General features: G+C 38.6%; 11 protein-coding genes. 7 read left to right on the forward strand and 4 right to left on the reverse strand.

Features of this window, described 5'->3' with window-relative positions; all coding sequences use genetic code 11:
• The first annotated feature begins 324 nt into the window (after window positions 1-324).
• Together MKL33_RS10795 and MKL33_RS10800 are read left to right on the forward strand one after the other, a co-directional pair.
• On the forward strand, window positions 325-1,743 hold the full coding sequence (locus tag MKL33_RS10795; protein WP_005071095.1) for a sensor domain-containing diguanylate cyclase: 1,419 nt from the start codon (window positions 325-327) through the stop codon (window positions 1,741-1,743).
• Window positions 1,744-1,835: 92 nt separating this feature from the next.
• On the forward strand, window positions 1,836-2,189 hold the full coding sequence (locus MKL33_RS10800) for a hypothetical protein (RefSeq protein WP_002120022.1): 354 nt from the start codon (window positions 1,836-1,838) through the stop codon (window positions 2,187-2,189).
• A gap of 21 nt (window positions 2,190-2,210) precedes the next feature.
• Here the strand turns inward: MKL33_RS10800 and bfmS are convergent, their stop codons facing one another.
• Genes bfmS through MKL33_RS10815 form a run of 3 tightly spaced genes read right to left on the reverse strand, consistent with a single transcriptional unit; the run spans window position 2,211 to window position 4,788 of the window.
• On the reverse strand, window positions 2,211-3,860 hold the full coding sequence (gene bfmS, locus MKL33_RS10805) for a sensor histidine kinase BfmS (RefSeq protein ID WP_002120020.1): 1,650 nt from the start codon (window positions 3,858-3,860) through the stop codon (window positions 2,211-2,213).
• A 32-nt stretch (window positions 3,861-3,892) separates the two neighbouring features.
• Window positions 3,893-4,609 carry a response regulator transcription factor BfmR gene (gene bfmR / locus MKL33_RS10810; RefSeq protein ID WP_000076440.1) on the reverse strand — a complete coding sequence of 239 codons (717 nt, stop codon included), beginning with the start codon at window positions 4,607-4,609 and terminating at the stop codon, window positions 3,893-3,895.
• Window positions 4,606-4,788: a hypothetical protein gene (locus tag MKL33_RS10815; protein ID WP_031944149.1), complete on the reverse strand. Its 183-nt coding sequence runs from the start codon at window positions 4,786-4,788 to the stop codon at window positions 4,606-4,608. The genes bfmR and MKL33_RS10815 overlap by 4 nt, the downstream gene beginning before the upstream one ends.
• 353 nt (window positions 4,789-5,141) lie before the next feature.
• On the opposite strand from MKL33_RS10815, the gene MKL33_RS10820 reads away from it, so the two are divergent.
• The 4 genes from MKL33_RS10820 to MKL33_RS10830 all read left to right on the forward strand — a co-directional run bounded on the left by MKL33_RS10820 (window position 5,142) and on the right by MKL33_RS10830 (window position 10,513).
• The gene (locus MKL33_RS10820; protein WP_270906938.1) at window positions 5,142-7,976 is read left to right on the forward strand and encodes a ribonucleoside-diphosphate reductase subunit alpha; all 2,835 of its coding nucleotides are present in this window, start codon (window positions 5,142-5,144) and stop codon (window positions 7,974-7,976) included.
• Window positions 7,977-8,429: 453 nt separating this feature from the next.
• Complete coding sequence (locus tag MKL33_RS10825; protein WP_270906939.1) at window positions 8,430-8,558, forward strand: preprotein translocase subunit YajC; 129 nt, start codon at window positions 8,430-8,432, stop codon at window positions 8,556-8,558.
• Window positions 8,559-8,886: 328 nt separating this feature from the next.
• Window positions 8,887-9,123, forward strand: a complete 237-nt coding sequence (locus tag MKL33_RS20680; RefSeq protein WP_174725513.1) for a CRISPR-associated protein Cas2 — start codon at window positions 8,887-8,889, stop codon at window positions 9,121-9,123.
• 106 nt (window positions 9,124-9,229) lie between these two features.
• Window positions 9,230-10,513, forward strand: coding sequence for a ribonucleotide-diphosphate reductase subunit beta (locus tag MKL33_RS10830; protein WP_005803276.1), 1,284 nt, complete (start codon window positions 9,230-9,232; stop codon window positions 10,511-10,513).
• A gap of 80 nt (window positions 10,514-10,593) precedes the next feature.
• Here MKL33_RS10830 and MKL33_RS10835 read toward each other — a convergent pair whose 3' ends face one another.
• Window positions 10,594-11,487, reverse strand: a complete 894-nt coding sequence (locus MKL33_RS10835) for a PhzF family isomerase (protein WP_270906940.1) — start codon at window positions 11,485-11,487, stop codon at window positions 10,594-10,596.
• Between the two features lie 225 nt (window positions 11,488-11,712).
• Between MKL33_RS10835 and MKL33_RS10840 the strand changes: the two genes are divergently transcribed.
• The gene (locus MKL33_RS10840; protein ID WP_270906941.1) at window positions 11,713-12,576 is read left to right on the forward strand and encodes a LysR family transcriptional regulator; all 864 of its coding nucleotides are present in this window, start codon (window positions 11,713-11,715) and stop codon (window positions 12,574-12,576) included.
• Window positions 12,577-13,080: the final 504 nt, after the last annotated feature.

Below are 13,080 nucleotides of genomic sequence, written 5' to 3' on the forward strand. Positions count from 1 at the left end.
TCTAATTTCCCATGCTAGTTGAAGCGTCTTAGTCTTTCGGATGATTTTCTAGACAAAACTATTCATCTATGTGTTGTAAGGGGGGTTTCACCGCACATAATCGGTTTATTTAATTGTTTCTTTATTTATGATGATTTTTTTCATTTTTTAATTTTAGAATATTTACACAGTTGAAGCGCTTATTAACTTTTTATAACTTACTTTTTTATAATATTAGTTTGTTTTTTATTGTATTCAGCTTCTCCTCTGAATTATGATGAATGTTTAATCATGCATAATATTTTATTACTCTTGGATAAGAGTATTTATCATTAAGGGCAGCTGATGCCATACTCACTTCGTGAATTTTCATTTCTCTCCTTTTTAAAATTTTTTCTCCTATTTAGCTTCATTATTGCGACATGTTGTTTCATTGGCATCGCATCTCGCCCTTTAAGTTTTCTTGCATTCTTTTGGCCTGCCAATTCGGTTTTGCTCGGGTTGCTTATTCGTTTCCCAATCACACGCCGACCAAGCACATTTTTAGGTGCCTATATAGGATATGTGATTGCTGACTTATTTCAGGGCACTCCATTTGCTCTCACACTTGTTTTAACAACATCAAACTTTCTTTATGTTGTTACTACGTTTGCGCTCTATATGTTTTTTAATCAACATATTAAGGCGGCCTATCGCGGTTATTCCTACCTTTTTTTATTTGGATTATGCGCTATAGGTAGCGTAGTAGGTGCATTGTTTGCAGCAACTTTCGTGCCTATGTTTAATACCAAATTTATGATTGGTGGCTTGTTGGATGAGTTTGGTTACTGGTTTACTTCAGAACTGCAAAATGCCTTGCTTCTTTTACCTATCATATTGAACATCCCTCAATATAGTCAGGTTAAGCATTACTTTTCAAGAAATCGTGGCCTACAACCAACCGACCTTTTACCTTTTGGCGCTGTGCTTATTTCGATTGCTGCTAGCTATTATGACTCTGGCCCAGGTTCACTCCTCTACCCGATTGCTGCACTGATCTGGTGTGCTATTCGCTACAAACCTATTGTTGTTGCACTCATTACCAGCTTTACCAGTGCTTATATTATTTATCATGTCTCTGGACATTACCTTTTGCTCTATCCAAACGAATATTTCAGCAATACGATCTCAATCCGAATTGGGTTAATTATGATGACGATTGCCCCACTTACGGTTTCTAGTATTAGTGTTTTGCATTCAGAGTTAATTCAAAAGCTTCAACATGCCATTGCACATGATGAGCTAACTTCAAGTCTGACTCGACGCCAGTTTTTACAGTCGGTCAGATTACTTCAAGAAAAAGTACAAAAAGAAAATAAGACCTCAGCTTTTTTCATGCTTGATGTCGACCACTTTAAGCAAGTTAACGACAACTATGGTCATCAAATCGGTGATCGGGCGCTACAAACTTGTGTCACCACGATTCAAAATATTTTACATCCTCATGATTTATTAGGTCGCTTTGGAGGTGAAGAGTTTGCCATTTTTATTGCAGATACCACCAAGGAAAGTGCATTTGAACTGGCTGAACAAATTCGAATTAAAATTAGTCAGCAACCGATTTATATTTATGGAAAATTACCAATTTTTATACAGGTGAGTATTGGGATAAGCTTATATTCCCCATCGTCCCATCGAGCTATTGAAAGTTTATTTAAAGAAGCAGATGACGCTTTATATCAAGCAAAACGCCAAGGACGTAATCGAGTGTTTATATCTTTATAACTTTTTCATTTCATCATCTAGTGTAATGAATTTTATACAATAACCTGTGTTTTGCCATGTATGCTAATAACAGATAATAAGGAGAAAAATGCATGACTCTAGAATATACGCATAAACCAAACTACTACTTGTTTGCACAATTACTGGTGCGACATATAGAAAGCTATATTCACAAACATCCAGATGCCAACAATGCAATTTTTGACTTGCGGGATGTCTATGAAATATTTAGACAGGATTTTGCGTCAACGACAACAAACCTAGAAGGTATTTTGCATATTGCAGATGAATATAAAATAGAAACACTTAATGGAGATCAACCTCTTATTCAAAAATACCAGATTGATGCAAAAAACAATTCGTTACTGATCGATTTTAATTCCGATGCGTTAACCAGCTTAAGAAGCGGAAAACCTATTTTGGAACCAGATGCAACCCAACTATAAGTAGATTAATAAAAAAGCACCTTATGAAGGTGCTTTTTTATTGGCTTTTAAAGGAGGCTGTTTAAAGCGTTTTGCTGGCCATGTCATAATAAAACGAGCGCCACCCAAGGTTGGGCTTTCATCCACTTTAATTTCACCACCAAACCAATAGGCAATACGACTTACGATAGACAACCCTAAACCATAACCACCCGACGCACGCGTACGGCTATCGTCTAGACGGGCAAAAGCTTCAAATACTCTTTTACGGTCTTGTTCAGGAATACCTGCGCCATCATCTTCAACACAAACAAAGGCCATGCCATCACTGTGGATACCACCGGTAATCCGAACTTTATTATCACAATAACGAACTGCATTACCCACCAAGTTTTGAACAACACGATGTAAATAACGGCGCTCAGCATCTACTTTTACATAAAGTGGAGGAGCAACAAGTTCAATTTCTTTTTGCGTTTTTAAAGCTTCGGTTTCAACTGCAACCTGATCTAACACATCAAATAAAGTAATTTCATCAAAATCTAGTGAAGGTGTACCCTGCTCTAGTTTTGCATAAGTCATGATTTCATCAATTAAAGTATTGAGTGCTTCAATATCTTTATCAATCATGTCGACCTGATGCATACGATGGTTGTAGTCATCTTCTTCCGCCAACATCTCTGTACCAAAGCGAATACGGGCAACAGGCGTTCTAAGCTCATGAGATACCGCTCTCATTAACTCACGCTGAGCCTCGATTAAGCGCTGAATATGATCAGACATGTTGTTATAACTTGATGCCAAGTTTGCCATTTCGTCACTTCCTTCAATAGGAACACGCAATGACAAATCACCAGACTTCATACGGTTTAATGCATAACGTACTTGGCGAATTTTACGCTCTAGCGGCAAGATCAACCCATAAACACCTAGACTCAGCAAAAATAAGCTAAATAAAGTAATCCCTGCTGAAAGCTGCAAAGGCATCCAGTTAAACATCGGAACCGGTCCAAGCACGAGAACCCGTGTAGGCTGATTCGGAATTGGAGAGACGATTGAAATGGTTGTACCGCGGACTGTCGCACTGTCTTTGTACAACATAACGCTTTGGTCTTGGCGTAAACGACCAATTTGTTCGGAGTCCAGATTGATATCTTGAATATTGTAGATATTAATTGGGTAAGAGAAATGCTTTTGAATCTTGGCAAGATATTCTTGTTCTTGCCCCGGATAAAACATTAGATAATCAAGTACAAAAATAGGGAGAGCCTTCATTTGGCGCTCAGTAATTTTGTCGACTTTTATAGATAAAAAATGCTGAGGGTCGTCACGCAAGCCAATAATGATATACGCAATACTATTACTGGCATCGTAACGGACAACAGACTTTTGAGCTTCGATTCGTTTTTTCTCGGTACGAGATAACTCAACCTTGCTTGCATCAGTATAGTAAATTGGAAGTTCCAATAAATCTGACGCATCTGAAACCCAGTCTATTTTCTGTTGTTTCCCCGGTTGTCGAGCGACTCCCTCACTAATGACATAAGAAATACCATCAGTTAAAGATTCTCGGTATTCTTGTGCCCGTTGATAATTGATAATTTGTACAAGCAAATAACCAAAGACAGCCACCAAAACAACAAGAATTACCAGTCCCGCATATATTCGCAGGAATATACTGTGTTTAAACACTCGACCAACCTTATAGGAAGTTTATTCAGATCTTATAACCCATTGGTTTCTTTAACGAACAAGTAACCTTTACTACGTACTGTTTTAATACGTTTTGGATTTTCAGGATCATCACCAATTTTTGGACGAATACGTGAAATACGGACGTCGATTGAACGGTCCTGACCATCGTATTCGATACCACGTAAACGTTCGAAGATATCTTCACGCGATAAGATACGACCAGCATTTGATGCAAGCAACCATAATAGGTCATATTCTGCGCTAGTGAAGTCAACAAGTTCACCATTTAGCGTTACAGAACGACCGCCATTATCAATTACAAGGTCATCGAACTCGATACGTTGAGCAACTTCATCTTCTACAGTTTTATCTGTGCGACGTAATAGTGCACGGATACGCGCTAAAAGAACACGTGGTTGAACTGGTTTAGCAACATAATCATCTGCGCCCATTTCCAAACCAAGCACTTGATCCATGTCTTCTGTACGTGCAGTCAACATCAGAATCGGTTGATGGTAATGTGGACGAACTTCACGGCAAACTGTTAAGCCATCGGCACCCGGCAACATGACATCCAAAACTACTAGATCTGGTTGTTCACTAATAATACGACGAATTGCACGGTTACCATCAGTTTCTACACCAACTTCCAAACCGTTGCGAATTAAATATTCTTGAGTTAATCGCGCTAAGCGCTCGTCATCTTCAACGATCAGAATCTTTGGTAACTTTTCTTCTTGGCTCATATCATTGCCCCTATAAATCTCGTTTCATGCATCTTAAAAATCTTGCAGATACATTCGTTTATCATTTGCAATATACACACGTTTACATTGTAAACAAGTAGGCGTTCACCAAACTGATACATGACCATCGTATTTTGTTGCATTTTATTAGCCTTTGAATTTTCACGTGTTTTTAAGATTTATTTATTGTTATTAAATTTCATATTCTATTCATATTTCCAATGTATGAATATTAAACAAATTATTTCTCTGTTTAGTTTAAATTTATTTAAGTGTTTGTTTTTTGAGTTATCCACAAAGTTATCTATAAGCGTTTCTTAACAGCTTTGCTATGCTATCTCCCATCAAATCATACAGATAAAAAATTACTAAAAAGTCAAGATTGATCTGCTATGAAAAATCCCGTATCTTGTGTTGAAAATAAACTTTAACTACTAAGTCTTGTGTTTATCCCTCAAATATCGTGGCATTTTTTTTGCTCGGTTCAAACGGTCTATGAACATAACAAAAGTGACAATGGAGCTATGCTGGCATGAGCGTAATTACTTCGACTCCCGGTCAAATTCAGGTGATTAAGCGCACTGGAGATGTTGCTGCATTTGATGCAGAGAAAATTTCAGTTGCGATTGGTAAAGCTTTTCTTGCTGTGGAAGGTCAACAGAGTTCGGATTCTAGCCGTATTCATGACCGTATTACCCAGTTGACGGAAATGGTCTTAAATACTTTTACTCGCCGTTTACCATCGGGCGGTACGATCCATATTGAAGAAATTCAAGATCAAGTAGAACTTGCTTTAATGCGTACTGGGGAACAAAAGGTTGCCCGCGCTTATGTGATTTACCGTGAACAACGTGCTAGCGCTCGTCAGCAAACGAACTCAAACCACCACCCTACTTTACAAGTTACCGACAAAAACGGTCAGCTTCAGCCACTTGATTTAAGTGCATTGCAAGCAACTGTTTCTAAGGCAGCTGAAGGTTTGGAAGGTATTGACGTTCAAGCCATTGTCGATGAAACCGTTAAAAACTTATATAACGGCGTAAAAGAAAGTGATATTGCCACAACAATGATGATGGCAACACGTACCCGTATTGAACAAGAACCTAACTACACTTACGTGACTGCACGTTTGCTTTGTAACGAATTAGTGAGCACTGGTTTAACGTTCTTAGGCTTATCAACAGATACACCAGAAAACAATGCACTTGAAGCATTCTTGAAAAAAGGTGTTGAGCTTGATTTGCTTTCACCTGACTTGCTTGACTTCGACTTAGAAAAATTATCAGCAGCAATTCAGCCAGAACGTTCTAATCAGTTCACCTACTTAGGTTTACAGACTTTATTTGACCGTTACTTCATTCACTCAAACGGCATTCGCTTCGAATTACCACAATTATTCTTCATGCGTGTGTCGATGGGTCTTGCACTCAATGAGCAAGATAAAGAAGAGCGTGCAATTGAGTTCTATAACTTATTGTCTAGCTTCGACTACATGGCTTCTACGCCTACCCTGTTTAACTCAGGTACATTACGTCCACAGCTTTCAAGTTGTTATTTAACAACAATTGGCGATGACCTTTATGACATTTATGGCGCGATGCGTGACAACGCAATGCTTTCTAAATGGGCTGGTGGTTTAGGTAATGACTGGACACCTGTACGTGCCTTGAACTCTTATATTAAAGGTACTAACGGTAAGTCTCAGGGTGTTGTTCCATTCTTGAAAGTTGCGAACGATACAGCTGTTGCAGTAAACCAAGGTGGTAAGCGTAAAGGTGCTGTGTGTGCATACCTAGAAACTTGGCACTTAGATATCGAAGAGTTCTTAGAGCTTCGTAAAAACACAGGTGATGACCGTCGCCGTACTCACGACATGAACACTGCGAACTGGGTTCCAGACTTGTTTATGCAACGTGTATTTGAAGATGGTGAATGGACATTATTTACCCCTTCTGAAACTCCAGACTTGCACGACTTAACTGGTGCTGAATTTGCTGAGCGTTATGCTTACTATGAGTCTGTAGCGAAAGAAACTAACATGCTACACAAGAAAGTACGTGCTAAAGACTTATGGCGCAAAATGCTTTCTATGTTGTTTGAAACTGGTCATCCGTGGATCACATTCAAAGATGTATGTAACTTACGTTCACCACAACAACATGTTGGCGTAGTTCACTCATCTAACCTATGTACTGAAATTACCTTGAACACAAATCAAGACGAAATTGCAGTATGTAACTTAGGTTCGATCAACCTTGTACAACACGTTCAAGGTGGTGTATTAGACCGTGAAAAGTTAGCTCGCACTATTAAAACAGCAGTACGTATGCTCGATAACGTTATCGACATTAACTACTACGCTGTACCACAAGCGAAAAACTCTAACTTGAAACACCGCCCTGTGGGTATGGGTATCATGGGCTTCCAAGATGCGCTATACGAAATGGGTATTGCTTACGGTTCAGACGCTGCTGTTGATTTTGCCGATGAATCAATGGAAGTAATTAGCTACTACGCGATTGAAACTTCAAGCAACTTGGCTGTTGAACGTGGTGCTTACTCAACATTCAAAGGTTCATTGTGGGATCAAGGCATCCTTCCAATCGACTCTTTAGAAATTGTTGCGAAGTCTCGTCCAGAGCGCATGTTCGAAGTTGACCGTACTCAACGTTTAGACTGGGACACTTTACGTGCCAAAGTTCAAAAAGACGGTATGCGTAACTCAAACGTGATGGCGATTGCTCCAACTGCTACCATCTCTAACATTTGTGGTGTTTCTCAATCTATTGAGCCAACATTCCAAAACTTATATGTGAAATCTAACTTGTCTGGTGAGTTCACTGTTATTAACCCATACCTTGTTCGTGCATTAAAAGAACGCGGTCTTTGGGACACAGTAATGGTTAACGACCTTAAACACTTTGAAGGTTCAGTACAAAAAATTGCTCGTATTCCTGAAGAATTAAAAGCAATCTTTGCTACTGCGTTTGAAGTGGATACACGTTGGATCGTTGATGCTGCATCACGCCGTCAAAAATGGATTGATCAAGCTCAGTCGCTTAACCTTTACATCTCTGGTGCAAATGGTAAGAAACTTGACATCACTTACAAGATGGCATGGTTACGTGGTCTTAAGACGACTTATTACCTCCGAGCTTTAGGTGCAACTTCTGCTGAAAAATCTACAATCAACACAGGTGCTTTAAACGCAGTTAAACCTGCGACTGTTGAAGCCGCGGCGGTTGCTGCCCCTGTTGTAGAAGCGAAGAAACCAGAAGCAGCAGTTGAAGAAGAAGGCTTTACTCAAGCAGCTCCTGTACCAATGGCTTGTTCAATCGACAACCCTGATTGTGAAGCTTGTCAGTAATTAGCTTATAAAGGTCTCTATATCAGATAACGGCTACATTTGTAGCCCACTGATAATTCTTTAAACATGGGCTACATGTAGCATAAATATCTAACAAGGTAATTATGTTTAAGAAAAAAGATTCCTTTAGCAAAAAGCTAAAGCTGACACCTAAAGAAAAAAACACACTAAACCGTCGTATGAGTCAAATAGAGGTAATTCTGCTTTATTGGGTTCAAATTGAAAGGAAATGTGTAATTCTTTATAGATATTTTATTTATTTGGGAGCGCTAATACTCCCAAGTAAACAAACCAAGCAAAAATTTTATAAAATTGCTTTAGGATTGATTAAACAGTTTGTTTTTTACATTTTCCTACCTAGCATTTGTAAAATCGTTAGCGATATATTGGCAACGGCTTATTCAAATAACCTTATGTTTTAATAAAATTATTTGAGTAGATAAAGGAAAGACTATGTATCATTTGACCGAAAATTATAAATTAGGACTCATGGTTTTAGTCTTTTCATTTATCTTTTTTTATCTACCGATGATGTACGCTTTTTTAGCGATTCGTAAACAACAACGTAATCAAAATAAGTAAGTTTTCAAAAAGAATTACTTATTTTGATGATGTAGAAATACATAATCAAATCTAAATTTGAAGATTGTAGATATTTAGAGCAATTTAAAATTTAGAAGGTTTTAAGAAAAATGTTGGGGATACTGCAATATCCCCCACATGATTCTCAGATAACCAAGAACTTGGTTGACTGATAGCTTTCTTGGTAGAAAGTAAAACGAATATTCGTTCACTTTGGGCTATGAGTCAACTGTTAATTTTCATCTATTAACTAACACTTTGTTTTAAGGAGCATTAAAAATGCGATTAGAAAAAAGTAACGTCTTGACCCAATTTGAAGGAATATTTTATGCCGTTATGGTGTTTAAGCTACGATTTAAAAAATAAGACTCGCTCACATTATTCCAAGATATATCAATCACTTAGGAATTATGATTGCGAGAGATTACAACAATCGATTTGGTTACTTCGCACTACGAAATCGATTGATGAAATTACAAATGATTTTAGGCATTGTGTTGATCAGAGTGACCGTCTTGCGGTTTTTCCAATCGACCAAAATTTGTTAAACATTTTAAAGGAGTAAATACCCCTACCATTCATTAGTGATAATAAATGGTTTTGAAATAAAGAGGAGACTATAATCTTCTCTTTATTTCAGGGGTTCATTACTTACTAAGTAGGAGAATCCCATGTCCATTTTAAGTTGGGACGATTTTGAAGATGATTCGCAAAAACCGACTACACCTGAACACAAGTCTGCGCCCGTCCAATCGGAAAAAGCGTCAGATTCGCAGAATGTATCTACTGCGCAGCCATCATCGCCGAGCGTGGCAGCTCCACAATCCGCTGGAACCCATTCCGTGCGACCAACAGTTGCCTCCGATACAGTGGCTAGAGCCGCTCAAGCCTTAGAACATTTAGACGTTGCCCCTGGCCTTGAAGAGCTAGAAATGGGTGCCCAACGTGTTCAAGTTGACGACAAAGCCATGATTAACTGTCGTGCAGACTTGAACCAACTTGTACCATTTAAATATGAATGGGCTTGGCAAAAATATCTTGACGGGTGTGCAAACCACTGGATGCCTCAAGAAGTTAACATGAACCATGACATCGCGCTTTGGAAGTCTGAAAATGGCTTGACCGAAGATGAGCGTACTATTGTTATGCGTTCTTTAGGTTTCTTCTCGACTGCGGACTCTTTGGTTGCAAACAACTTGGTATTGGCGATTTACCGTCACATTACTAACCCTGAATGCCGTCAGTACATCTTGCGTCAAGCGTTTGAAGAAGCAATTCACACTCACGCTTACCAATACTGTATCGAATCTTTGGGTATGGACGAAGGCGAAGTCTTCAACATGTACCGTGAAGTTCCATCTGTTGCACGTAAAGCAGCTTGGGGCTTGAAATATACTCAATCTTTAACTGATCCTAATTTCCACACAGGCACACCTGAAAACGACCAACGCTTACTTCGTAACTTGATCGCATTCTACTGTGTACTTGAAGGGATCTTCTTCTACTGTGGCTTTACTCAAATTTTGAGTATGGGTCGTCGTAACAAGATGAACGGTGTTGCTGAGCAGTTCCAATACATCTTGCGTGATGAATCTATGCACTTGAACTTTGGTATCGACATGATTAACCAAATCAAGATTGAGAACCCTCACCTTTGGACTGCTGAGTTCCAACAAGAAGTGGTTCAAATGATTGTTGAAGGTACGATGCTTGAAATCGAATATGCACGTGACACAATGCCACGCGGTGTATTGGGTATGAACGCAAGCATGATGGAAGAATACTTGAAATTCATCTGTAACCGCCGTTTATCGCAGTTAGGTTTACCAGAGCAATTTGCTGGTGTAACTAACCCATTTGCGTGGATGTCTGAGATGATGGACTTACGTAAAGAGAAGAACTTCTTCGAAACTCGCGTAACTGACTACCAAACTGGTGGTGCGTTAAGCTGGTAAGTTTAAGTATCTACTAAATAAAAAACCGCTATCTATAGCGGTTTTTTATTACTCAAAATGTCATAATTTCTTAAATATAATCAATCTTTACCCGAGTACAAAACTGAGCCAACTAAAACCGCTTGTCCTGCAATGCTAACGTGTAATATTGAATCTGTTTTCTCAACTGTCACTAAAACCCGCCCCGGTTTTTCTATTGCGAGACCTTGATATCCCCAATAAGTTACTTTCTGGTCACAGTCGATTAAATCGTGTTGAACAAGGTACGCTCCTGCTGGACCATTTGCATTACCCGTTACAGGATCTTCATTAATACCGATTGCAGGTGCGAACATTCGACCATACGTAATAGGTTCTTGTTTACTACCTTCCAAGACAAATGGAAAAAAACCATTGCAACCTATTTCAGCACTAATAGCTTTCAATTTTTCATTGTTCGAAGTCAATCCATCAAGCTTACTTCTGCTCCGCATTGGCACCATCACCTTGGAATGGCCCGTCGTGACAACTTGTATGGGTAAGTTAGCAAAGTCACTCTCGCTCACACCCAGTGCGCTTGCAAGTTCACTCCGTTGATTCGCATTAAAAGGTGATAAAAACTCTACGCGACCTTGGGTCATCTTCACCAATAACGCTTCTGGATTTCCAAATATTGAAACGGGTAAATGACCAGCTCCTGTTTTTGCGATTAAGGGATAGTCTGATTGGTGGCCTGTAGTTGCACGTAAAAAATGAGTGGCGATTGTGGCATGTCCACAGATCGGGACTTCATTTGTAGGGGTAAAATATCGAACATGTATGTCATGGCTTTGATCTTTAGGTAACAAAACAAAGGCAGTTTCTGAATACCCTGCAAATGCAGCAATATCTTGCATCTCTTGAGTTGAAAGATGGTCAGCATCTAGCACAACCCCTGCTCGATTTCCTGTATTTGGTCTGGTGGTAAATGCATCAACCACATAAATGGTCGTCATGGCAGAACTCCTCTGTTGTTAATATTGTGATCTCAGAAATAGCTCCCGCCATAACCAGAAAATCTTATTTAATTGCAGCAAAACATGTCATAGCTCTAAAAGGTTTATAGTCGTCTCATATCATTAGTTTTTGAGTCTTTGTAGTAGTTGTTTAAATTGTATAAATCTAAACATCGGGGATACTATAGTTTTTATTGCAAACGCATTTTCTAAATATGGAAAAGTATGAACTGGGACGATACTAAAATTTTGTTAGCTATTGGGCGAACTGGCGGGTTGAGCCGCAGTGCAAAATTACTTGGTATTAGTGTTTCTACCGTACATCGCAGAGCTGCTGAACTGGAGAAAAGTCTCAATGCGACTCTTTTTTCCCGAGACAGTGATGGCTATACACTTACCCACGTTGGAAAACACTTTTTTGCTTTGGCTGAAAAAGCTGAAGAGCATTTAATAGCAATGGAACGGTACAACGATCAAGGGCAGCAATCATTGTTCCGCATTGCTTTACCTGAGTTAATTGGGCAGCAGTTACTTCAATCAAAGCTAACGACATTACAACTGAAGCATCCAGATTTACAATTAGAGATCTCAACGAGTGTCGTTCCTGTTGATTTTTCCCGACGGGAAGCTGACATTATTCTTCGACTTGTTCGACCAGAAAGCGGGCGTTACATTATTCGACGCCTTGGCCAACTGGAGTATGGGCTTTATGGTAGTAAGGATTATCTTGCCAGTTTGACAGAGCATGCTGAAACGGCTGATGATTTACTGAATCATCGTATAATTGGTTGGGACCGAAGCCTTCAATATACTTTCTTAGCACAATGGATGTGTGAACTCACCCAAGATGCAACCCCTGCTTTATCTTTTGATAACATGCACTCGCAACTACGAGCAGTCATTGAAGGACAAGGAATTACAGCCCTGCCTTGTTTTGTTGCACAGGCTTCTGGTTTAGTACCCATACTACCTGAGCAAACTTTAAAACAAGATGTGTGGTTAATGCGTCATTTAGATACTAAGGATAGTGACTATTCAACGTTGATTAGCGAAACAATTGAAAAAGAACTACAAGAATATCTGTTGTGATAAGAATTAGCTTTTATTCTAATTTTGAATTTAAAAAAGAAATTTTAAGTTAAACCGAGTTATGTCTCACTCAAGTTGTACAGAGTGATTTTTAGTTAAAATGATTGGCGAGAACTATCAAATCTGCTCATAAAAAAGCCGATTTGTGTCAAAATCGGAATTTTGCTTTTTTTGTAGTAGATAAAAATTCTTAACACTCTGATTTTAAAAATCTTTTTAAATATGGTTTCAGATAACGCCCATTATTTTAAATAGATAGATGCTTTGATATCTTTAAATCATAGGATAATCTATTGATGCCCTAATAAAAAAGCTTAATAAATGACCGCATATAATGACTTTAGTGTTGATTATTTCAGTGATACTAGATATGAAAAGATTACAATAGAGATCTCATATAAAAACCAAATACTTTGTCAATTGAATAAAGATAAGGGGAATGACAATATCGAAATTCAGTTTTTTCATGAGTGGAGAATATTACCAGATCAGGTAATATTCAAA

The organism is Acinetobacter sp. AOR43_HL (assembly GCF_027854635.1).
GTDB classification, from domain to species: Bacteria; Pseudomonadota; Gammaproteobacteria; order Pseudomonadales; family Moraxellaceae; genus Acinetobacter; species Acinetobacter pittii.

What these genes read in the sequence shown, in the direction of transcription:
- MKL33_RS10795 (WP_005071095.1), top strand. Translation starts at nt 325, where the DNA reads ATGCCATACTCACTTCGTGAATTTTCATTTCTCTCCTTTTTAAAATTT.
- MKL33_RS10800 (WP_002120022.1), top strand. Translation starts at nt 1,836, where the DNA reads ATGACTCTAGAATATACGCATAAACCAAACTACTACTTGTTTGCACAA.
- bfmR (WP_000076440.1), bottom strand. Translation starts at nt 4,609, where the DNA reads ATGAGCCAAGAAGAAAAGTTACCAAAGATTCTGATCGTTGAAGATGAC.
- MKL33_RS10820 (WP_270906938.1), top strand. Translation starts at nt 5,142, where the DNA reads ATGAGCGTAATTACTTCGACTCCCGGTCAAATTCAGGTGATTAAGCGC.
- MKL33_RS10825 (WP_270906939.1), top strand. Translation starts at nt 8,430, where the DNA reads ATGTATCATTTGACCGAAAATTATAAATTAGGACTCATGGTTTTAGTC.
- MKL33_RS20680 (WP_174725513.1), top strand. Translation starts at nt 8,887, where the DNA reads ATGCCGTTATGGTGTTTAAGCTACGATTTAAAAAATAAGACTCGCTCA.
- MKL33_RS10830 (WP_005803276.1), top strand. Translation starts at nt 9,230, where the DNA reads ATGTCCATTTTAAGTTGGGACGATTTTGAAGATGATTCGCAAAAACCG.
- MKL33_RS10835 (WP_270906940.1), bottom strand. Translation starts at nt 11,487, where the DNA reads ATGACGACCATTTATGTGGTTGATGCATTTACCACCAGACCAAATACA.
- MKL33_RS10840 (WP_270906941.1), top strand. Translation starts at nt 11,713, where the DNA reads ATGAACTGGGACGATACTAAAATTTTGTTAGCTATTGGGCGAACTGGC.